21 protein-coding genes are annotated in these 23172 nt (G+C 36.2%); 6 read left to right on the top strand and 15 right to left on the bottom strand.

Annotated elements, in window-relative coordinates:
• Positions 1-2: 2 nt before the first annotated feature.
• The 11 genes from gtr3 to tviB all read right to left on the bottom strand — a co-directional run bounded on the left by gtr3 (position 3) and on the right by tviB (position 11446).
• Complete coding sequence (gene gtr3 / locus HMPREF0014_RS21520; RefSeq protein ID WP_006581405.1) at positions 3-614, bottom strand: oligosaccharide biosynthesis glycosyltransferase Gtr3; 612 nt, start codon at positions 612-614, stop codon at positions 3-5.
• Between the two features lie 3 nt (positions 615-617).
• Complete coding sequence (locus HMPREF0014_RS21515) at positions 618-1598, bottom strand: EpsG family protein (protein ID WP_006581406.1); 981 nt, start codon at positions 1596-1598, stop codon at positions 618-620.
• Positions 1599-1931: 333 nt separating this feature from the next.
• Positions 1932-3374: a capsular polysaccharide synthesis protein gene (locus tag HMPREF0014_RS21510; protein ID WP_001010045.1), complete on the bottom strand. Its 1443-nt coding sequence runs from the start codon at positions 3372-3374 to the stop codon at positions 1932-1934.
• Positions 3375-3376: 2 nt separating this feature from the next.
• Positions 3377-4609 (bottom strand): oligosaccharide translocase Wzx, encoded by a 1233-nt coding sequence (wzx, locus tag HMPREF0014_RS21505; RefSeq protein WP_000172211.1) that lies wholly within the window; start codon positions 4607-4609, stop codon positions 3377-3379.
• Complete coding sequence (gene pseI / locus HMPREF0014_RS21500; protein WP_000037963.1) at positions 4609-5658, bottom strand: pseudaminic acid synthase; 1050 nt, start codon at positions 5656-5658, stop codon at positions 4609-4611. The genes wzx and pseI overlap by 1 nt, the downstream gene beginning before the upstream one ends.
• Before the next feature lies 1 nt (position 5659).
• Positions 5660-6175, bottom strand: a complete 516-nt coding sequence (pseH, locus tag HMPREF0014_RS21495; RefSeq protein WP_000886732.1) for a UDP-4-amino-4,6-dideoxy-N-acetyl-beta-L-altrosamine N-acetyltransferase — start codon at positions 6173-6175, stop codon at positions 5660-5662.
• The gene (pseG, locus tag HMPREF0014_RS21490; RefSeq protein WP_000666853.1) at positions 6169-7266 is read right to left on the bottom strand and encodes a UDP-2,4-diacetamido-2,4,6-trideoxy-beta-L-altropyranose hydrolase; all 1098 of its coding nucleotides are present in this window, start codon (positions 7264-7266) and stop codon (positions 6169-6171) included. Before pseG ends, pseH begins: the two co-directional genes overlap by 7 nt.
• A gap of 3 nt (positions 7267-7269) precedes the next feature.
• The gene (gene pseF, locus HMPREF0014_RS21485; RefSeq protein ID WP_001175208.1) at positions 7270-7962 is read right to left on the bottom strand and encodes a pseudaminic acid cytidylyltransferase; all 693 of its coding nucleotides are present in this window, start codon (positions 7960-7962) and stop codon (positions 7270-7272) included.
• 2 nt (positions 7963-7964) lie between these two features.
• A complete protein-coding gene (gene pseC / locus HMPREF0014_RS21480; RefSeq protein ID WP_000470519.1) occupies positions 7965-9125 on the bottom strand; it encodes a UDP-4-amino-4,6-dideoxy-N-acetyl-beta-L-altrosamine transaminase in 1161 nt (386 codons plus the stop codon).
• Position 9126: 1 nt separating this feature from the next.
• Complete coding sequence (pseB, locus tag HMPREF0014_RS21475) at positions 9127-10125, bottom strand: UDP-N-acetylglucosamine 4,6-dehydratase (inverting) (protein WP_000939040.1); 999 nt, start codon at positions 10123-10125, stop codon at positions 9127-9129.
• 46 nt (positions 10126-10171) lie between these two features.
• Complete coding sequence (tviB, locus tag HMPREF0014_RS21470; protein WP_001165091.1) at positions 10172-11446, bottom strand: Vi polysaccharide biosynthesis UDP-N-acetylglucosamine C-6 dehydrogenase TviB; 1275 nt, start codon at positions 11444-11446, stop codon at positions 10172-10174.
• Between the two features lie 354 nt (positions 11447-11800).
• On the opposite strand from tviB, the gene HMPREF0014_RS21465 reads away from it, so the two are divergent.
• The 5 genes from HMPREF0014_RS21465 to HMPREF0014_RS21445 all read left to right on the top strand — a co-directional run bounded on the left by HMPREF0014_RS21465 (position 11801) and on the right by HMPREF0014_RS21445 (position 17199).
• Positions 11801-12901: a polysaccharide biosynthesis/export family protein gene (locus tag HMPREF0014_RS21465; RefSeq protein WP_000872583.1), complete on the top strand. Its 1101-nt coding sequence runs from the start codon at positions 11801-11803 to the stop codon at positions 12899-12901.
• 4 nt (positions 12902-12905) lie between these two features.
• Positions 12906-13334 carry a low molecular weight phosphotyrosine protein phosphatase gene (locus HMPREF0014_RS21460; protein WP_001165989.1) on the top strand — a complete coding sequence of 143 codons (429 nt, stop codon included), beginning with the start codon at positions 12906-12908 and terminating at the stop codon, positions 13332-13334.
• A 19-nt stretch (positions 13335-13353) separates the two neighbouring features.
• Complete coding sequence (locus tag HMPREF0014_RS21455; protein ID WP_001075967.1) at positions 13354-15540, top strand: polysaccharide biosynthesis tyrosine autokinase; 2187 nt, start codon at positions 13354-13356, stop codon at positions 15538-15540.
• Positions 15541-15730: 190 nt separating this feature from the next.
• Entirely contained in the window at positions 15731-16453 is a 723-nt protein-coding gene (locus tag HMPREF0014_RS21450) for an FKBP-type peptidyl-prolyl cis-trans isomerase (protein WP_000030395.1), read from the top strand.
• A 50-nt stretch (positions 16454-16503) separates the two neighbouring features.
• Positions 16504-17199: an FKBP-type peptidyl-prolyl cis-trans isomerase gene (locus tag HMPREF0014_RS21445; protein WP_000724225.1), complete on the top strand. Its 696-nt coding sequence runs from the start codon at positions 16504-16506 to the stop codon at positions 17197-17199.
• A gap of 45 nt (positions 17200-17244) precedes the next feature.
• On the opposite strand, the gene murJ is transcribed toward HMPREF0014_RS21445, so the two are convergent.
• Together murJ and ampD are read right to left on the bottom strand one after the other, a co-directional pair.
• Complete coding sequence (gene murJ / locus HMPREF0014_RS21440) at positions 17245-18795, bottom strand: murein biosynthesis integral membrane protein MurJ (RefSeq protein ID WP_169518025.1); 1551 nt, start codon at positions 18793-18795, stop codon at positions 17245-17247.
• A gap of 72 nt (positions 18796-18867) precedes the next feature.
• Positions 18868-19437 carry a 1,6-anhydro-N-acetylmuramyl-L-alanine amidase AmpD gene (ampD, locus tag HMPREF0014_RS21435; RefSeq protein WP_000810003.1) on the bottom strand — a complete coding sequence of 190 codons (570 nt, stop codon included), beginning with the start codon at positions 19435-19437 and terminating at the stop codon, positions 18868-18870.
• A 171-nt stretch (positions 19438-19608) separates the two neighbouring features.
• Between ampD and nadC the strand changes: the two genes are divergently transcribed.
• Complete coding sequence (gene nadC, locus HMPREF0014_RS21430; protein WP_000026917.1) at positions 19609-20454, top strand: carboxylating nicotinate-nucleotide diphosphorylase; 846 nt, start codon at positions 19609-19611, stop codon at positions 20452-20454.
• Here the strand turns inward: nadC and HMPREF0014_RS21425 are convergent.
• Positions 20451-20618, bottom strand: a complete 168-nt coding sequence (locus HMPREF0014_RS21425) for a hypothetical protein (RefSeq protein WP_000938939.1) — start codon at positions 20616-20618, stop codon at positions 20451-20453. The genes nadC and HMPREF0014_RS21425 overlap by 4 nt on opposite strands.
• 377 nt (positions 20619-20995) lie before the next feature.
• The gene (locus HMPREF0014_RS21420; RefSeq protein WP_004644027.1) at positions 20996-23164 is read right to left on the bottom strand and encodes a phospholipase C, phosphocholine-specific; all 2169 of its coding nucleotides are present in this window, start codon (positions 23162-23164) and stop codon (positions 20996-20998) included.
• Positions 23165-23172: the final 8 nt, after the last annotated feature.

The following is a 23172-nucleotide window of genomic DNA, read 5'->3' as shown; positions in this document are numbered from 1 at the left end:
ACTCACCCAATATTCTTCAAACTATAACTTTTTGACAAAAGATTGTAAAAATTCATAAATAAAAAAATAGATAATAGTAAATTTCCATTAAAAATATTCTCATAGAAATAGAAACATACAAAAATTATGAATGTTGCATTTACTCTGTAATCCTTCTCTCTTTTTAAAAAAATAAAAAAAAATAATGTATATAAGAACCATCCCCCTTTAATCAGAATATTACTTAAAGCAGAGTCAATGAAGAAGTACTTTGAACGAGAAAATAATCCTGTCCCTACATATTCCATATATATTGTAGAGTCGTCCCAAACCTGTTCGTTGATTAAAATAACATCATCGCTATTAATTAAATAAAAATATTTATTCCGAGTATCTTGCTGTAAAATATAGTTCATTAAATTAAGAATATCTTTCACTATACTATATCTAGCCCATTTACTATCAACCCGATTTTCCACACAGAAAATATTTCCTATATTAGAAGTAGCTTTTTTTATTTTAACAAAATTAACCTTTAAATTAATGTGAATATAAAAATTAGAATCAAGTATTTGTTGCACCAAATTATAAATATGATCAATATTTTTATGAGACAGAATTAAAGAAGCATTCATAAATTAAAGACCTACATATAAAAGCATATTAAAAACTGATGGGAATATAAACGTTGGGACTATAGCAACAAATACCAAAGCAAATCTAAAAACAAGAATATTCTTTTTATTATCTTCAATAAACCAATAAATTGAATATAATAAAAAAATTAAAGCAATCATACAAATTCTTTTTGCTGGAGCATTAGATAAAAATAAAACAGAAAAAAGAGATACAAATATGCAGTACATATTTATATAATATAAATCTATATTTTTTTTATATAATATTAATTTATTCAATGATAAAAAAATCAGCATTCCAGCGCACACAACAGCAAAAAAAAGCAATGGAGATGTTTCTCCGGTATCTACTTCAGATTTTGAGCCCGATAAGAGAATCATAGCAAATATAGAAGTAATAGAAGCTAAAATAAATTTAATTTGAAAAAATTTCTTCCTTATGAAAATCAAAGGCAAGAATATAGCTCCCACATTATGACTAAAAAAAGAAGCTAAATAAAAAAACTTGGAGTTTATATGATTCTCATAAACAAGCAAAAAAGACAAGAAAAGAAATACTGTTGATATATATTGCCTATAAACGTTTAAAAAACCCATAACATTAGGAAAGAACAATATAAAAACCAAAATAAAATATGGTTTTACATCTTTTTTATAAGCAACATAGGTAAGTAAGCTAAAAATTATAGCATCCCATATAATAAATACAAAAATAGGATCTTTAAAAAAATCATAAAGAATTTTACTTGTAATCCAATAAACTGGCTCTCTTAATACATAAAAGCTTTTAAAAAATTCCCAATCATAAGTCATTACCTCCGAATAAACTGTCAAATCTTGTTGAATTGAGTTAAACCGCGCAACAATAGACCACCCCATCAAACAGGAGAAAATAAAAACATAATTTAGAAAATGTTTTTTTTGCACAAAAGTAAAACCTAAAGCTATTAAACAAAGAAAACAATACATAAATAATGTCATTGGCTAATCCTATTAAATAAGATTGAGAAATATTTATTAAAATTTATTTCCATTACAATCTATGTTTTAAAATTTCATAGAATTGAAAATAATTAATATTAAATATTATCCACATAATACTTTGATTTGTATATTCTTTAAAGAGATCACATTCAAATCTGCTGTGCTCAATAAGTATATAAATCTCAAAAAACAGCTATCTTTTAACAAGTTTAAAATATAGCCCTTATAATCTAATAAAGAATCTATACATTTAAAATATTACCCTTCCTTGTTTTACGTGAATAATAGAATCAATTATCAACACGCAAAACCTCAATAAACATATCACTTTCACTCAATATCCGTATTAATATTTAAGAATATCGAATCGACCAATTCACTAAAGTATCTTTTTTTATCATTGACTCTATTACCATAATCAATAAAAATTACACCTTTATAAACATATTTTTTATATGCGATAAAATCTTTTTTTACATCTAAAAATTGAAAATCCAGAATATCTCTAATATCTCTAATATCTCTAAAGGATTTGAGGTTATATACGTTATTAAAGTTTTCATAAAACACTCTACCCAAAAGATAAACTGGTTTTCCAAGAAGTAAAGCTTCATACCCAGCCGTGCTATTAACAGTAATAACACCTAATGACTTTAGAATTAATCTCTTAATATTCACATCAAAATTAACTAAACGAACATTAGGTAATGAACTTACTTTTTTATAGAATTCATAACTCTGCACACCTTTTGCACTTTTGTGGTCTTTTACATATAAATAAGTACCAAAAGGAAGATTATTGGCAATATTTATAATATTCGAGTATTCATTTGTATATTCCGGCGCCAATACAGAAGTTGAAGACTCAGGATGAAAGTGGATTGGATATATATAAAATCTTTCTTTAGATGAGCAAATTTCTAACTCGTCATTATTTATATAAAATTTTTGAGATTTTTTTGTATTTAAATATCTTTTAATATTTACTCGGATTGCTTTAATAGGGACCATAAATGGATTACCAAACTGATAATCGTAATAATGTTTATATTTAAAACCAATAGTAAGTAAGCGTAATGCTTTTAAAAACTTATTAAGTTTCACTATTCTAGAAATTGCAACATTATCCAATCCATTCTGTTTCATATAATCTGGTTGAATATCTACAATACTCTTTTTATAGTTTTCAAACCACTCCATCTCATCTTGTGTTATTGGTTTTTGAGCCAAGATTTCTAGTTTTTTTAACTCCTCCTCCACAATAGAATTTTGAATTTCAAAGTGATTTGGTAAACGTGACCCCATTAATCCAATATATTTTTTACCAAGTTTCGTGCACTGTAAATAAGCGGCATAAGCAAAACTGTTTGATATATTTTCATACAAAACAAAGTCAATTTGTTTATCTTTTATAATATCTTCAAAAAAAGAATCTAGACTAACTTTTACATTAAGCCAATAATTTTTATCTTTATTTAAATTAAAATCATGCGTTAAAAAACGATCATAATCCGAATAAAAATAATCTCCCCAATATTCTTGATTATTATTGTGTGAAACACTTAAATTTTTATCAAAATTTTTCTCTAAATAGCTATCAAAAAAGAAAGAATTTTGATTATTATCTAATTCAGGTAATGGTTCAAGATACTTTGAACGATGAGAATCTATAGCAAAATAAATGTTGTGCCCACGGCTTTCTATTTCTTTCGCTAACTCATAAAAGAAATATTTATAGTTGGGGGCAGAATTTATCAATATTAAGAAATTCATCGCTAAACAAACCTATTTTTTTTGAACGAGAAGACCACTTTTGCTATCAATATTGATAAAAAAGCACAGCATAATCCATAAGCTACAGCAACTTGTACTTTATTAAATATTAAAACGAGTGTACTAAGAATAAATATAGCTAAACCAAGAATATGAGAAAGAACAATCTGCTTATCTCTATGTTTTGCATATAAAATATAATGAGGAACCATACTTACGCAATAGATTAAATTCGCAAACAATACAACGTAGAAAATATGTTTATATGTATAGTATATATCTTTCCCAATCCAATGTAGGAAATAGGGAAAACTTATCACTAATACAATAGATATAAGTAAAGCTAGCCCTAAGGACTGGAAGAACATTTTCTTTACAAGTATTCTAAAATTTTCACTATTACTTTTCTCTTGGATCATTTTAGGATAGATAAAGGAAAAGACTCCTGTTTCTAAAAAACTAATAATTGCATTGGTAAGTCCAATAAATAAGCTATATGCAGCAATTACTTTTAAACCTTCTAATTGTTCTAACCAAAGCCGATCTACTGTTGTGATGGCTCTCAAAATTAAAGTGGAAATCAGTAGTGGTATACAAATTTTTAACCCACTTTTCAACCATTCTATTTGTATGATCTGACTCTTACTAAATACTAGTCCTTTCTTTAAAGCTAACCAACCTACAATCAAAGCAATCAAGTCAGAGACTATCCAAGCATCAAGAATACTATCGAGTTGATTTTCAACTAGTGCAAAAATCATACATCCAATAATAAGGTAACACCAAAGGCCACTTCTAATAAAAAGTAGGTTATTTGCCATAACTGTTTTTTTATCAATAATCAAAAGCCGCATGAGTTCCTGATTTAAATGTTCCAAAACTATCAGCAAACCCAAAAAAAATAACCACTTAGTTGGAATCGAGTAACTAGCAAGGAAAAGAATAATTGGTAATATAACAATATAAGCAAAAATTATTAAAAAACTTTGACTTTTTAAAAAGCTTCCCCATTCTTTTTTATCTTTTAGCACAAGCTCACGTGTAGAAAATGTATAGAAATCAAATCCTACAGCATATAATGAGTAACTCACCAATACTACAAATAGACCATAAACACCGACCTCTTCAGCACTAAGAAATTTTGCCATATAAAAAAGTAAAATAAACTTGCCCAGAAGCGTCAGTGCTCGGATAGACAAGTTTATGAGCGGTGCTATTTTCAAACCTAAGGTCATTAGCTAATAATTTCTAACTTTACTGGCGTATTTACACTTACGTCCTGCGTTACTTTTTTACCTAAAAGTTCGTCATAAAATTTAGGTGGTAGACCATAGCCTGGGCGTACGCTTCGGATACTTGATTCATCAATTACATCACCTGCTTTTAAATCTTTTACAAAATAAAGTGAGCGTCTAAATTGAGCATTGCCTTGTTCACTTGATTTTCTACCATAGTCTACATGACCAAGTGCCTGCCAAGCTGTTTTGGCGCCTTGGCACAATTGCTGAAGTTCTTTTGGCTCTAAAGAGAAACTATCATCGGGTCCTCCACCATTGCGGTCGAGTGTAAAATGCTTTTCAATAAGGCATGCACCCAAAGCAACAGAAGTAATTGCCGTAGTATTATCTAAAGTATGGTCTGATAGACCAACTGGCACATTAAAAGATTTCGCCATATCAACCATGGTCAGCAAATTATAATCTTCTGCCGGAGCAGGATAACCACTTACACAGTGCAAGACTACAAGTTCTTTGCAACCACCATCATAAGCAGCTTGAATTGCTTCACCAATTTCTTCTTTATCCGCCATACCTGTTGAAATAATCATTGGTTTGCCGGTTGAAGCTACATATTTAATTAATGGCAAATCGACCGCTTCAAAAGAGGCAATTTTATATGCTGGTGCATTAAGGTCTTCAAGTAAATCAACTGCAGTACGATCAAATGGTGAGCTAAAAATCGTAATATCTAAAGCACGCGCGTGGTCAAAAAGCGGTTTATGCCATTCCCATGGCATTTGTGCTTTTTGGTAAAGCTCATATAGAGACTGCCCATCCCATAAACCACCACGGATCATGAACTCTTCGTTTTGGCTATTTAATGTAATAGTGTCGGCACTATATGTTTGCAATTTAATTGCATCAGCACCACAGCGCTTCGCTTCTTCAATAATCTTGAGTGCCGTTTCTAAACGCCCGTTATGGTTCGCAGAAAGCTCAGCAATCACATACGGTGGAAAGTCTGTACCGATATCACGATTATTAATTGTAATTTTTTTGCTCATCTCATTTACCCTCTAGCCATTCTGTTCGCAACAAACCAAATTGATATATATCAAATTCGCCTCGCTGATCTTTAAAATGTTTTCTCAACAAACCTTCTTGGACAAAACCCATTTTTCTATGAAAATTTAAAGACTTACCATTAAATGATAAAACCTGACCAAAAACTTTTTCTAAACCAAGTTTATTAAATGCATGATTCAGTGCAATGTTACCCAGCAACTGTCCCATTCCTTTTTCAGCATCGGGTTTTATATAGAAACCCCATTCATAAGCTGTACTATTTGGGATCATAACAAAGGAGATGTACCCCTGTGGTTGCTGCTGATATTCAAAAATATAAAATAATCGATCAGTTCTATTCTTGTTCCGCTCAAACCAAGCGAAATGGTCACTTAAAGTAATAATATCCGAGTTAACCATCCATTTACGAATGTCATCATGGTTGCGCCATTGCAGTACCATTTCTAGATCATCATGACCAAGGAGCCTGAGCTGAGCATTCTTTTGATCTAACATTCCTTAAATTCCTCAGAAAAAATGGTTTGCAAGAGCAAATCTACACCTATACCATCGGTAATGGATAAAGCTTTTTGATGCATAAGTTGCAATTGTTCCTGATCAAACTGTTGTAATGCCCATAATAACTTTTCATGAATCTCTGCTTGATCCAAAGATATGGCGACACCTAAATCATGCAAATATTTTGCAATCATTTTTTGATTATCCGCCATGCAAATCATAATCGTGGGCAGTCCTAAACAACATCTTTCCCAAGCTGTACTACCAGCAGCACCAATCGCCAAATCATGCTCAGCCATTAAATCTGCCATATTATTAGCATTAATAAGTATATTGATGCTAAAGGGAAGTTTCTTTGCTTGTTGCAGAACAGATTCTTTCCAAGGAGCGTTAACCCCCATAACCACAGTAACAGATAAATGCTTTTCCTGTGGGCTATTTGATAGAGTTTCTAGCACAGTCCCTGTTAAATTATCTTTATCTACCCCACCAAGATTAACCAAAATTCTTAGCTTTTCCTGATTATATGTTTTTGGATGTTGCTCTAACCATAATCGTTTTGTACGAAATTCCGGACGAAGTAAAGCATAGCGTGGCCCCATTAAATAATGGCCCACTCGCTGATTTAATTTTGCATAATCTGATGGTGTATTCGCCAAGCCACAATCTAAAATGATATCTGCATCGTGTTTGCGGTTTGCCAAATCGTCAATAACGACAATACGGCTAACCTCTGGGCGAATTATTTGCTGCCATATTGCTGACAAACCATAGTGATCAACAATCATCCAGTCTACTGGGTATTCTATTAAAACTGCTAGCGTCTCTTGGGCATCTTGTTGCTCTGTTACACCCAACCAACGTTGATACTCAGAAAACTCTGAAGACATATTAAATAATGGCTGTGAAAGAGCATGAACCATATAGCCACGCTGCTTTACAAACTCGATTAAATTGCCTTGATGCGGGCGACAAATAAAATAGCTCTCGTGTCCATGTTGGGCTAAAGCATCAGCTATCGTTAAACAGCGGATCACATGCCCAGAGCCTATATATAAAGATGCATCCGCTCTAAAACAAAACTTCATTTTTTATACATCTAATAGTAGTTGTGCCATCAACTCTGCACGATGCCAATCTTCAGGAGTATCAATATCCTGAACCCGTGTTCTAGGAAGCTCTACAATCCGTGATCTATTTGAAAAAATCACAGATTTCTCTAGCCATGCCTTTGCCGTTCCCCAATAGAATTGCCCCGCGTCGTGCCATGCTTCTTCTAAATCCTGAGAACGCTTATTAAAGTTTTCTGGCTGGAACATTTCAACATTACCATCCTCATTCAATTTAATAGCTCTTTGAATCGGGAAAGCAAAAGTCGTTGCACTAAAAGCATAATCTAGCGGATGAGATTGTAATAGCTGTAACCCAGTTTTCAGATCATCAACCTGTACAAACGGTGCAGTGGCATATAAACAGCAAACAAAGTCTGGCGATTGACCCCGTAATTGTGCAAAAGCTTGTGTCGCATGTTGCATGACATCTGCTGTAGTTGCATAATCATCAGACAAGTGAGCTGGTCGCATAAATGGAACTTTCGCTCCAAACTCTACTGCAATCTCTGCAATTTCTTGATCATCAGTCGAGACCCAGACCTCGTCAAAACATTCACTTTTCAGTGCTGCTTCTATAGACCACGCAATCATGGGCTTACCGTAGAAGTCTTTAATGTTTTTACGAGGAATTCTTTTGCTTCCACCTCGCGCAGGAATAACCGCCAGTTGCATTCTTATACCAACACCTCTTTTAGTGTCTGGTAAATGTACTGTATTTGCTCATCAGTCAAATCAGGGAACATTGGTAAGCTAATAGCAGCTTCATAATAAGCTTCTGCTTCAGGGAAATCGCCTTGTTTGAAGCCTAATTGTTGATAATAAGGTTGGGTATGTACTGGAATATAATGCACATTTACTCCAATACCCTTTTCTCTCAATATCTCAAAAATTTCTTTACGCCCTTTACTCAATTCATCTAGCTTTAAGCGAATAACATATAAATGCAAACCAGAATATGTTTCCGGTAATTGGTACGGAGTAATTAACGGTAAATCTTTTAAGAGCTCATTATATTTTTTAGCAATCTCATGTCGTTTAGCCACAAATGTTTCTAAGCGAGTCAACTGTGTAACCCCTAATGCAGCTTGTAATTCGGTCATGCGATAGTTATATCCCAACTCAACCTGTTGGTAGTACCAAGGGCCTTCTGATGGTTTGGTCATAAATTCCGGGTTTCTTGTAACGCCATGACTACGTAATAAATCGATTTTCTTAGCTAAATCTTCATTATTGGTAAGCGCCATTCCACCTTCAGCTGTTGTAATAATTTTGACTGGATGAAAACTAAAGATTGTAATATCAGAATACTGGTTAGAACCAATATAACTTTCTTTATATTTACCCCCAATTGCATGGGAGGCATCTTCAATAATGCTAAAGCCATATTCTTTCGAAAGCGCATGGATTTTTTCCATATCGCATGGCTGCCCACATAAATGCACAGGCACTACAATTTTTGGTAATTTATTATTTTGCTTTGCAATTTCTAATTTGGCTTTTAGAGCATTAACCGAAAGATTATAGGTATCTGGGTCAATATCGACGAAATCAACATCTGCTTCACAGTACAATGCACAATTAGCCGATGCAACAAAAGTAATCGGAGATGTCCAAAGGACATCTCCTTTTTTCAATCCCAATGCCAAACAAGCTACATGTAAAGCTGATGTTGCACTATTCATAGCAAAGGCATATTTTGCCCCAACTAATTCTGCTACTGATTTTTCAAATAAAGGAACTTGAGGACCTTGTGTTAAAAAGTCAGATTGGAGAACTTGAACCACTGCATCAACATCAGCCTGATTTATATTTTGTTTGCCATATGGGATAAACATGTTAGATATTTCCTACTTTCTCAGCGTTTTCAATTAACCATTGTTGTAAATCTTCTGGACTCATCCATTCAGTATTATTATCACTAGAATAGTGGAAACCTTCTGGAACTCGTTTACCGTCTTTAATACGTTCTTGTGTTTCCGCCCAATCATTGATTACAGGCAGGATTTTATAATGCTCTGGATATTCATAAGTATAATAAGCGTCTTCGACACTGATCATTTGCTCATGTAATTTTTCGCCTGGACGAATACCTACAACTTCTTGTTTAGCTTCAGGAGCAACCACTGCAGCAAGATCGGTGACTTTCATTGATGGAATTTTTTTCACATAAATTTCACCACCAACCATATCTTCAAATGCATGCCAAACAAGCTCTACACCTTGTTCTAACGAGATCATAAAGCGAGTCATACGGTCATCTGTAATTGGCAGCACGCCTTTATCTTTAATTGACATAAAGAAAGGAATAACTGACCCACGAGATCCCATTACGTTACCGTAACGCACAACAGAGAATTTTGTACCGTGTTCACCAGAGTATGCATTACCAGCAACAAATAATTTGTCAGATGCAAGTTTTGTTGCACCATACAAATTAATTGGACTACTTGCTTTATCAGTTGAAAGAGCAACAACACCTTTTACTTTTTTATCAATACATGCATCAATCAGGTTCATGGCACCATTAATATTAGTCTTGATGCATTCAAAAGGGTTGTATTCAGCAGTTGGTACAATTTTTGTTGCAGCAGCATGTACAACATAATCAACCCCATCTAAAGCGCGATATAAACGTTCTTTATCACGCACGTCACCAATGAAAAACCGAACACGTTTATCATCTTTAAATTTCTTCGCCATTTCCCATTGTTTCATTTCATCGCGAGAAAAAATAATTATTTTTTTAGGATTATATTTTTCCAATGTCATTGGAACAAATGTATTACCAAAAGAACCTGTTCCACCAGTTACTAATATTGTTGAGCCTTGTAACATCTCTTCCTCATTTTTAAACAAATTAAAATTATTAGCCTAAATAATATCAAAGTCTGATATCGGTCTCTGATTTATCTAAAACATACTTCAAATCATAAAGTACATGCTTTTCTTTACCTAAGGCATGAAACTCATGTGCACTCATTGATTTAAACTGATTATGGGCAACGGCAATAACGATCGCATCATACAAGCCTTGTTGTAATTCTTTAATTGGCGCTAAACCATATTCGTGTTGTACTTCTGTATCATGTACCCACGGGTCATAGATATCTAAATCTAAATCGTATTCTTTCAACGCTTTAATAAAATCAACAATTTTTGTATTACGAATATCAGGGCAATTTTCTTTAAAACTAAGTCCCATAACTAAAATACGAGCACCAACCACCTGAATACGTTGCTTAACCATCTCTTTAATGAGCTGAGTTGCTACATGCTCACCCATACGATCATTTAAACGGCGAGCCGCTAAAATAATTTCAGGATGCAACCCGATAGACTGGGCTTTATGAGTAAGATAATAGGGATCTACACCTATACAATGCCCTCCAACCAATCCAGGTCGGAATGGTAGAAAGTTCCATTTAGTGCCAGCAGCCTTGAGTACATCTTCGGTATCAATATTTAATTTATTAAAAATAAGAGCCAATTCATTAATCAGAGCAATATTGACATCACGTTGTGTGTTTTCGATTACTTTAGCCGCTTCTGCTACTTTTATATTCGGGGCCTTATGAGTGCCTGCCTCAATAATTAAATTATAAACTTCATCAATATAATCAGCGACCTCAGGTGTGGAACCCGATGTGATTTTTAAAATATTAGTTACACGGTGCTGCTTATCACCGGGGTTAATGCGCTCTGGACTATAACCTACAAAGAAATCTTGATTAAACTTGAGTCCAGATACTTTTTCCAAAACCGGAATACATACCTCTTCTGTTGCGCCTGGATATACGGTGGACTCATATACCACTACATCACCTTTTTTTAAAACCTGTCCAATACTCGTCGAGGCTTTAATTAAAGGCGTTAAATCGGGCTGCTTAAAGTCATCAATTGGTGTAGGCACTGTGACTATGAAAAAATTAGAGTCCTGTAAATCATCTAAATGAGCAGTATAGTTGAGGTGAACAGCTTGCTTTAATTCATCAGGTGAAACTTCTAAGGTATGATCTTGGCCATTCTTAAGCTCATCTATACGTTTTTGATAAATATCAAAGCCGACAACTGGTACCTTTTTTCCAAACTCAACTGCCAACGGCAAGCCAACATAGCCTAACCCAATAATTGCTATTTTTAATTTGGCAATTTGCATATAAACGAGCCTTTTTCCTTAGAGTTTATATCTAATAAATCATGCTTTTGGCACTAACAGTGCAGCGTACTATATCAGATTTTCATTCAGCGCCGTACGTCAATTGTATAAATGTGTTTACAACGTTTATAAGCTACCTTTTTAATGTAGCCAAAATTATACATTATTAATATTTCTGCACTGTGACCACTGCTTAAAAGCCCGTTCCAGATAAACTAAACATACAAAGCCTTGCGATTTTTCTATGTTTTTTCATTTCTTTTCAGCTAGAATCAGTTCAGCCTGCGTTTAATAGACACTTGTCGCTATGCAGTGGACAATATCAATTAAAGATAAATACACAAAGGGTCGCGTGTGAAGTATTGCCAGTTTTTCTCTGTTCTTGCCTTAAGTTTAAGTGCTGCCAGCTGCGCGGTTACTTCCGGTTTACAAACTTATGATATTCCGAGTGAGGGAGTTTATAAAACAGACCTCGGAACTACGGTTAATGTCATTAAAATTTCTCAAGAAACATTACCGGCAATACAACCAGCTCAAATTGACTATCAACGTGACTACGCTTCCTTATTTAAAAACCAACAATCTATTTATCGTTTAAGTCCAGGCGATGTTCTCTCTATTCAGCTGTGGGCTTACCCGGAAATTACTCCTCCTGTAAGCAACATTAGTAATGAACAATCTGTTCAAGCGAATGGTTACCCAATCGACCAAACGGGGTATATTCAGTTTCCACTAGTTGGACGCTATAAAGCATCCGGTAAAACACTTGCTCAAGTCAACCGTGAGCTACACAACCAACTGGCTCGCTTTTTAAAAAATCCGGATGTGGTAGTGCGTGTAGTCTCTTATGAAGGACAACGTTTCTCTGTTCAAGGTAGTGTTACTAAAGGTGGTCAATTTTATTTAAACGACCAACCTGTCAGTATTTATACTGCATTGGGTATGGCAGGTGGTGTAACTACAACGGGTGATAACACTTATATTCAACTCATTCGCAATGGCCGAACTTATAACCTAAATACGATTGATTTAGAAAAGGCTGGCTATTCACTTCATAAACTTCTGGTTCAGCCAAACGATACTATTTATGTAAGCACACGTGAGAACCAAAAAATTTATGTGATGGGTGAGTCAGGTAAAAACCAAGCGTTACCAATGCGTGATCAAGGCATGACACTGACTGATGCCCTAGGTGAAAGTTTAGGAATAAATCCTTTATCTGGAAGTGCTAGCCGTATCTATGTAGTACGGACTAACCCGAATGACCGCACAACCGAAATTTATCATTTAAATTTAATGAGTATTGGTGATTTTGGTTTAGCGAATCAATTTAGACTACGTAGTAATGATGTCGTTTATGTTGATGCAACTGGCTTGACACGTTGGCAACGTATTATCAACCAAATTATTCCTTTCTCAAATGCTTTATATAACATAGACCGTTTGGGACAATAATTTTATGCAAATTAAAAATATTTTAGTCGTCTGTATTGGAAATATCTGCCGTAGTCCTATGGCAGAATATTTTTTAAAACAGCAATATCCTCAACTCAATATTGAATCTGCGGGTATTTCGGGGTTGATTGGGCATCAGGCTGATGAAAAGGCACAACTCTGTATGCAGCGTTTAGGCATTGATATGCAATCCCATATTGCAAGAAAACTCAATGCCGAACTCATCAAAAAAGCTGATCTTATTTTAGTGATGAGTAATAACCAACAAAAGCATATTGAGCAAACTTGGCCCTTTGCGAAAGGTAAAACCTATCGCTTAGGCCACTGGCAAAATAAAAATGTGCCCGATCCTTACCAGCATGAGCAAGCTGTATTTGATGAAACTTGCCAGCTCATTCAGCAATGCGTGGCTGACTGGAAACCTTATATTTAACGTATAGATTTTTAAGCATATGAACCAACAGAATACTAATACCGAAGATACAATTGACTTAAAAGAATTGTTTTTTTCACTGATTGCACAGTGGAAACTCATTGCTCTATGCGTTATTTTAAGCGTTGTATGTGCACTACTCTATTTACGTGTAACACCAGATACCTATTCGGTAGATGCTTTAGTTCAGGTTGAGGACAGCAAGGGAGCTTCTGCTGCACTTTTAGGCGATCTATCACAAATGATCGAGCAAAAATCACCAGCTCAAGCAGAAATAGAAATTTTAAAATCTCGTTTGGTTTTAGGTTCTGTTATTAAAGATTTACATCTGAATATACAGGTCTCTAGCACTGAAAATACATTTACACATCGCTTATTGAGTGATACTGATTACAAAACTGAATATGCTAAAAAATCGGTTTTATTTAAAGATGGTTTAAAAAGTTTTGATATACGTCAGTTTGAGATTCCAGCTTATTACTTAGATAAGAACTTACTTCTTGATTTTGATAAACAGTCTTTACGTTTAACAGATCCAGATACTGAAGAAGTCATCTTAACTGTTCCATTAAACCAAGCTAACAGCGTTACAGGACCGTATGGTGTATGGAAAGTTGCTATATTTACAAACGACCAATTTGAATCAACTTATAATATTAAGAAATTATCACTTCCTTTAGCTATAAAATCTATCAGTTCCGACTATTCTGTAGAAGAAAAAGGTAAACTCACAGGTATATTAGGACTTAGCTATCAAGGGCAAGATCAAGAACATATTACTAAAGTCTTAAATGCTATTTTAGCGACCTATAGTGCACAAAATATTGAGCGCCGTTCGGCAGAATCTGCTCAGACCTTAAAATTTTTAGATGAACAGCTACCTGACCTGAAAAAACAGCTAGATGATGCTGAGCGTCAATTTAATAAATTCCGTCAACAGTATAATACCGTTGATGTGACTAAAGAATCTGAGCTATATTTAACTCAAAGTATTACTTTGGAAACTAAAAAAGCAGAGCTTGAGCAGAAACAAGCTGAAATGGCAGCAAAATATACGGCTGAACATCCGGCAATGAGAGAAATTAATGGCCAGCTCGCTGCGATTAATAAGCAAATTGGTGAGCTCAATAGTACTTTAAAACAATTACCCGATGTTCAACGCCAGTATTTACAGCTTTATCGTGAAGTTGAAGTTAAAACACAGCTTTATACAGCTCTTTTAAATTCATATCAGCAACTTCGTATTGCCAAAGCCGGCGAAATTGGCAATGTACGCATTGTCGATACGGCTATCGAACCTGTTCAGCCTATTAAACCAAAGAAACTATTAGTCCTTATTTTATCTGTATTTGTGGGTGGTTTTCTTGGAACATTGATTGCCTTATTACGTAATATGTTACGTACAGGTATTAAAGATTCTGGACAGATTGAAAATGAATTGGATTTACCGGTTTATGCAACTGTTCCTCGTTCTCCAATTCAAGAAAGCCGCATCAAGATTTTAAAGAAGAAGAAGAGTATTCCTATTCTTGCGGTTAAAAACAGTGATGATATTGCCATTGAGAGCTTACGTAGTATCCGTACAGCTATTCACTTTGCATTAGCAAATGCAAAAAATAATATCATTATGATTGCAGGCCCTTCTCCTGAGGTAGGTAAATCGTTTATTTCAACTAACTTGGCGACTATTTTTGCCCAAGGCGATAAACGAGTACTATTGATCGATGCCGATATGCGTCGTGGTTATATGCATAAATATTTCGATGTTGATGTGAAACCAGGTCTATCAGAATTGTTAAGTGGACAAGCTGATTTACAAAAAGTATTGCACAAAACTCAGGTAGCCAATCTTGATGTGATCACTCGTGGTAAGAGTCCAACAAATCCTTCAGAGATTTTAAGCTCAAATCAGTTTAAAGAATTACTTGAACAACTACAAAGCCAATATGACCACATCATTATTGATACTCCACCAGTACTTGCGGTAACCGATGGTATTATTATTTCACAATATACTGGTGTGAACTTAATTGTTGCACGCTACGCCAAGTCACAAATGAAAGAGCTTGAACTAACTGTTAATCGTTTTGAACAGGCGGGTGTTAAAGTTAACGGCTTTATTCTCAATGATATTCAACGTGCTAGCGCTGGCTATGGTTATGGTTATAACTATGCTTATGCCTATAAGGCACAAAAAGAAGACTAATTAAAACTCTTCATAAAACCGGATCAAATGATCCGGTTTTTTATTTGCTTTTTAAGTTTTGCCACATTAAAACTAACTAAAATATATAAAAAACCACTCGTTTTTTTTGTTAAACATTCTATGCTTAAGTCGAAGCATGCTAAGATCGAAGCAGCCTTTTAGACTCAAATGATTATTTTTGGAACCTTTTATGAGTAAAGCCTTACCCATTGCTGTCGCTGTAGTTTTAGGCGGTGCTGCACTTGTACCTGTATATTATGCAACTCAACATCCGACCACAGAAGTCGGACGTAAAGCAGACAAAAATGCTTCTCCAATTCAAAAAATCAGTTATGTTCTTGGGTATGAAGTTGCTCAGCAAACCCCTCCTGAACTAGATACTAAAGCATTTGTTCAAGGGATCCATGATGCGCGCAATAAGCAGCCTAGTGCTTATACTCAAGAAGATTTAAAAGCTGCCGTTGCTGCTTATGAAAAAGAGTTACAACAAAAAATGCAGCATCAAGACAAACCTGAGCAAGCGGGTACAGCTGCTGACTCTGCAGATGCACAGTTCCTTGCAGAAAACAAAACGAAAGCTGGCGTAAAAACCACTGCATCAGGTTTGCAATATATCATTACTAAAGAAGGTACTGGTAAACAGCCAACTGCTCAGTCTATTGTTAAAGTACATTATGAAGGCCGCTTAATTAATGGACAGGTTTTCGATAGTTCTTATAAGCGTGGTCAACCAGTAGAATTCCCGCTTAATCAGGTCATTCCGGGTTGGACTGAAGGTCTTCAACTCATGAAAGAAGGTGGAAAAGCGACTTTCTTTATACCATCAAATCTTGCATATGGCCCACAAGAGCTTCCTGGAATTCCAGCAAACAGTACACTGATTTTTGATGTAGAACTCATTTCAGTGAAATAATAACAATCCAGGAGAGCCGTTATACTCTCCTGTTTTTTTTGGAAAATGACATGAAAAAAATCAGTTTGGTTATTGCAGCGTCAACAATGAGTTTATCTGTTTTTGCTGCTGCACCGATAACAAATAAAAGTCCGGCAAAAGATCAGTTTAGTTATAGTTATGGTTATTTAATGGGCCGTAATAATACTGATGCGTTAACAGATTTAAATCTTGATATTTTTTACCAAGGTTTACAAGAAGGTGCTCAAAATAAGACAGCACGCCTAACTGATGAAGAAATGGCGAAAGCAATTAATGATTATAAAAAAACATTAGAAGCTAAACAGCTAGTCGAATTTCAAAAACAAGGTCAACAAAACGCTCAGACTGGTGCAGCTTTTCTGGCAGAAAATGCTAAAAAATCTGGTGTGATTACGACTAAATCAGGTCTGCAATATCAGGTATTAAAAGAAGGCACTGGTAAAACACCTAAAGCCACCTCTCGTGTAAAAGTAAACTATGAAGGACGTTTACTCGACGGAACTGTATTTGATAGCTCAATTGCACGTAATCACCCTGTTGATTTCCAGTTAAATCAAGTGATCGCTGGATGGACCGAAGGCTTACAAACTATGAAAGAAGGCGGTAAAACCCGTTTCTTCATTCCAGCAAAACTTGCTTATGGTGAAGTTGGCGCTGGGGATAGTATCGGTCCAAATAGTACTTTAATTTTTGATATTGAGTTGCTACAAGTTTTGCCAAAATAATTTTCGAAGATAAAAAAAGCGATCTAAATTGATCGCTTTTTTATTTTAGTGTTTTAAATCTCTCGGTCTAAAGCCTGTCAGTAATAAGCCAATTAAGTAAGCGATCACACCTACAACGCATAAACCTACCACCTCTGCAACACGAACCCATTGAGAGAGTTCTCCGTTATACCAATTTAACCCGAACCAAAGCGCTGCAATCATCGCAAGATTAGCCAAGCCATATTGAAGTGCCAGTTTTTTCCAATGTGCACCAAATCGGAAAATATTACGCTTATGTAGGTAGAAATAGAGCAAACCTGCATTTACTAAAGCTGAACCAGAAGAGGCTAATGCAAGCGCCATATGCTCTGCATGCCAATTGATTAATTTAAAGAATCCAATGAATACAACGTTTAAAATCGCATTGGCAGCAACCGACATTAAACCCACACGGACCGGTGTTTTTGTATCTTGCTGCGCATAGAAACCTGGTGCAAATACTTTAATTAACATAAAGGAAATTACGCCTGCACTCATACATTGCAATGCAAGTGCTGTCATTTGTGTATCGCGTAAATCAAACTCACCACGTTGGAACAATGCCTGAATAATCGGTGTAGAAAGCATAAATAAAGCAATACTTGCTGGCAAACCAACCAACACAATCACTTTTGCTGCCCAATCGATCATACTGCGAAACTTCGCTTGGTCTTGTTCAGCATGACGTGCTGACAGTGAAGGCAAAATCACTGTACCAATCGCAACACCGATTAAACCTAAAGGTAACTCGGTCATACGTTCGGCACTGTAGAGCCAAGACACTGAACCATCTTGCATGAAAGATGCCCAAATCGTATTTAGCAATAGGTTAATCTGAGTCACAGAGACACCAAATAATGCTGGAAGCATTAATTTTAAAATACGCTCAACGCCTTCATGTTTAAAATCAACTTTTGGTGGGATCAGTAAGTTTTTACGCCATAACTCAGGAATTTGTATAGCTAACTGTAAAATACCAGCCGCAACAACTGACCAACCTAAAGCTTTGATTGGCTCAGCCATATACGGTGTAAGCCACCAAGCCCCTGCAATCATTGCTACGTTCAGTAAAACAGGTGAAAAAGCTGGCGAGGCAAACGAGCCATAACTGTTTAAGATGCTACTGGCAAAAGCCGTAAGCGACATAAACATTAAATAGGGAATGGTCAGACGGAACATACTGACCGCTAAATCAAACTTTTCAGGGTCATTATGGAAGCCCGGCGCATACATGTAGATAATTGCTGGAGCTAAAACCATAGCCACGAAAGTCAGTAAAGTCATGACTGTCAGCAAACAGCCAAATACCCGACTAATCAGGATTTGAACTTCTGCATGCGCACGACCTGTTTTATATTCGGTCAATACCGGAATAAAAGCCTGTGAAAAAGCCCCTTCGGCAAACAACCGTCGAAAGAAGTTGGGAATACGAAAAGCCACAACGAAGGTATCGAAATCTTTACCCGCACCAAACACGTTGAGCAATACGACATCTCGTACTAAGCCTAATACCCGTGACAACATCGTCATCGCACTGACAATAAAAGTCGATCGCCATAATGCCATCGTACTCACCTACAGCTATATTCGAAAGTCGCTATTGTAATGAAACTAGAAAATCTTTTCGTTGTGAAATGATGAATGAACTCAAGTTTTTTTCTGTGCTAACAACTGCCTAAAGTGCTGCCATTTAAAATAAGGTCCCGGATCGGTTTTTCGGCCCGGTGCAATATCTGAATGCCCTGCAATATGGTTTTTAATTTCAGGATAGGCCTGATGAATAGCAGTAACAACGTCAGTTAGCACTTCATATTGTACGTCTTCAAAAGGTAAATCATCACTTCCTTCAAGCTCAATACCAATTGAATAATCATTACATTCAACTTTGGCTAAGTAGCTTGAACGCCCTGCATGCCAAGCACGATCATTAAAGTTAACAAACTGTAGGACTTCACCTGTTCGTAAAATTAACAGGTGTGTAGAAACTTGCATACCTTCAATAGTCTGAAAATAGGGATGAACGGACCAATCTAATTTATTCTGGAAAAACTGTTCAATATAGCCTCCCCCAAACTGAGAAGGCGGCAAGCTAATATTATGAACCACAATCATTTGTATTTCGGTACCAGCGGGACGCTGGTTAAAATTTGGAGAAGGTACTTGTCTCGCCCCTTTTAATTGTCCATCTATAACTTCATACGGTGTGATTTGCTTCATTGAGATGCCAATAAATTGCTTGCCAATTGTTTTAGTTTAAAACAGTTAATTGCTTTTCAGAGTAGTCAGTATGATTGTTTATCGCGATTAATCTGATAAAACAGCTTATTTTTAAAGTCGACGGTGCTAATATATCGCAAGTTTTAGGGTCATCGACAAAATGGAAACCGTATGAGCATACCTCAGTCTTTGCTTGAACAGTCAATTCAAATCAATATTCAACAAGCATTACAAGAAGATATTGGGGACGGTGACATTACCGCCATGCTCACACCTGAAGATGAACAGGCTACTGCAACTATCATTAGCCGTGAAGATATGGTTTTAGCTGGACAGCCTTGGGTGAATGCGCTCATCTCAGCTTATGACAACACTATACAGGTGACTTGGTTAAAACAAGAAGGTGACCGTGTTGCTGCAAATGAAGCCTTTTTAAAGCTTACTGGTTCTGCACGTAGCTTACTGACTGTAGAGCGCCCTGCTTTAAACTTTATTCAAACTTTATCTGCTGTTGCTACAAAAACTGCTGAATATGTTCAGCATCTTGAAGGTTTAAATACAAAACTTCTCGATACACGTAAAACTTTACCGGGCTTACGTATTGCACAAAAATACGCCGTAACCGTCGGCGGCGGACAAAATCACCGCCTCGGTTTATTTGATGCATTCTTAATTAAAGAAAATCATATTATGGCAGCGGGCGGTATTGCCCAAGCGATAGCAAAAGCACATCAAATTGCGCCGGGTAAACCTGTTGAAGTCGAAGTTGAAACTTGGGATGAGCTAAACCAAGCGCTTGAAGCAGGTGCAGACATTGTCATGCTCGACAATTTTAGCCAACAACAAATGATTGATGCTGTAAAACACGTGGCGGGACGCTGTAAACTCGAAGCTTCGGGCAATATCACTATTGAAAACTTACGCGAAGTAGCGACTACTGGTGTCGACTATATTTCTATGGGCGTGTTGACTAAAGATGTCAAAGCCGTTGATTTATCAATGCGTTTTAATGCCTAAATAAAATCAGCATCATTATTGGTATTTTTTTGCGACTTGGTCATGTCTGCCGCTTGTGTTTTTTGCCATGCTGACTGAGTCGCTTGTGCCCCACTATCCCGTGGATCGGCAGCCATTAAAACAAAAGTAACTACTGCTAATAATACAATAAAACCTTGTAGCATAAATTTTCCCCATCACTTTAAAAAATTAGGGTTTCAAGGTAAAAGATAAATATGACTAGGCTTAGGAGATTCTGTTACAAAAGGTAAGTCTTTATTTTTATTATTCATCTATACGACAGCATCTTCCCACATAGTATTTTATATAAACACCCTATTCCCTTTATTTACTATCGTGACAGGTGACATGGATGTTACCGTTTCTCTGTGTTACATGGAGGTAACATCAGAGAAACAGAGGTTTTTGTCACTTTTGACCTTTCAAAAGTGAGGAAGCCTATACAACATCTATTTGAATTTCATATGATATAAGGCCGTGCTTTTTTATCAAAGTCATCTAAATCGGCTTTAAATAACAATTCCAATTCAGACTATATAACTTAAGACTCTAAATAACCCATATATGGATCAGAAATTGAATCTTCTTGAGTTTCTATACGTCCTGCAAAACGGCGACTAAACGTCGCATCGTCCGCTAATGTCACTGTAAAATCATACCAACCACCAAATTCAGACATATCCCAAACCAGTTCTTTTTCAGAACTATTAGTTTCTATCATCCATGTCTTGTTTGGTAGATAAGCATTAGCTTTGACGTTGAGCTTGACTGACTTATTACCATCATGACGCACTTTTAAATATAAATTCGCATCACATTCTTCTACACATACTCTAATTTCCGGTAATGCTTGAGTCTGATTAGCTTGACTTAAATTACCTTTAAACGCACGGTGAAAACCATTTGGTCCAAGTACCCATAAATCATACTGTCCATTGATAGTATTCCACGCGTCATCAAGCTGTTTGCCCGCCTCAACCATATAACGGCGTGGAATTGCCGTAAGATCTAATCGGTTATAGACATGGAAAACGGCTGCCTGTTTACCCGTATTGGAGAACATCAGTTTAACCGTTTTTTGAGTGACATCGACTTTGGCACTAGTGTGCAAAATATAAGGTAAAGCACGCGAAGGTCGAATTCCTATTTCCTGCTGAGGAAATTGTTGCTGGCTCGGAACAGAAACTTGTGGCAATAGTTCTTGAGCGACACGAATCGCATCGGCTTCGGCTTTTGTTTTCTTCCCATCTAGTTCAGCAACAGGCAAAAGATTCGGTGTTTTAAAATTAAATGCCGTTGTTAAATCACCACATACAGCACGGCGGTATGGGCTAATGTTAGGTTCTTGCACACCAAAACGTTTTTCTAAGAATTGTAAAATAGAAGTATGATCAAAGACTTGAGAATTTACCCATCCTCCACGGCTCCACGGCGAAATCACATACATTGGAACGCGTACACCTGGGCCATACACCCGTCCGTCTGTTTCGGGTTGAGATTTTGAAGTCGCTACTGCTGGATGGTTAAAGTATTCATAAGATACTTGTTGGTCCGTTAAAGTAGTTTTTCCATATACAACACCGTTTATATCTTTAGAAGGTGCGCTTGGTGAAGGAACATGGTCAAAGAAACCGTCATTTTCATCGAAGTTCACCAATAAAACGGTTTGACTCCACACTTGAGGGTTTTCAGTTAATACATTTAATACTTCCTGAATATACCAAGCGCCTTGTACAGGACTAGATGGCCCCGGATGTTCACTGTAAGTTGCAGGAGCAACTAACCAACTCACTTGCGGTAATTTACCCTGCGCAATATCAGCTTTAAAAGTTCCTAAAAAACCACCGTCTGGCATGGTATTGGCAATACCTTTGTAAAGTGGTTGAGTCACATCAATCTTTTCATCATATGCTGGACACGTTAGTGTGTCGTTACTGACAGGTTGACCAGATTGCTCATTTGCACGGCGATATTGCTTGAAACCAGCTAAAGGGTTATCAGTAAAGTTATCCGGCATGTTTTGATAAACTTTCCATGTCACGCCAGCCTGCTGTAAACGCTCAGGATATGTCATCCATTCATAACCTTCTGTTGATGGACCAATTCCATCAAATTCGTTGACCACACTCGCAACACCTGCGCCTGTAGGTCCATTGGTTCCCGTCCAGATAAATTTACGGTTCGGGTTAGTTCCCGCGTGCATGGCACAGTGGTAGGCATCACAAATCGTAAAAGCATTCGCTAAGGCAAATTGATATTCAACTTCTTGTTTTTTGTAATAGCCCATCGACTGCGGTTGTTTATGCGCTACCCAATCACTCATACGCCCATTATCCCAAGCACCTTGACCATCTGACCATGAATGATTTGTACCAGTAACACGCTGAGCATTGCCTAAACGACTATCTAAGTGGTATGGCAATACTTTCTTTTTGTTGGCGTCATATTGTTCCCAAACCTTTCGGCCTTCTGTCATAGGAATGGTAAAACGGTCACCGAAACCACGTACACCTTTGAGTGTTCCAAAATAATTATCAAATGAACGGTTTTCCTGAGTCAAAATCACAATGTGTTTAACATCTTGAATAGTTCCACTTTCAACTTTGGCGTCAATTGCTAACGCTTTTTGAATACTCAGCGGGAAACTCGCCAGAGCAGCGGTCCCAAACATTGTTTTTGTAGAATTTAAAAGAAATTCGCGACGATTCATTAGTTCTA

This window comes from Acinetobacter sp. RUH 2624 (assembly GCF_000162375.2).
Taxonomy (GTDB): Bacteria; Pseudomonadota; Gammaproteobacteria; order Pseudomonadales; family Moraxellaceae; genus Acinetobacter; species Acinetobacter nosocomialis.
The sequence above is the reverse complement of the archived record's forward strand: the minus strand, read 5'-3'. Positions and strand labels throughout refer to the sequence as shown.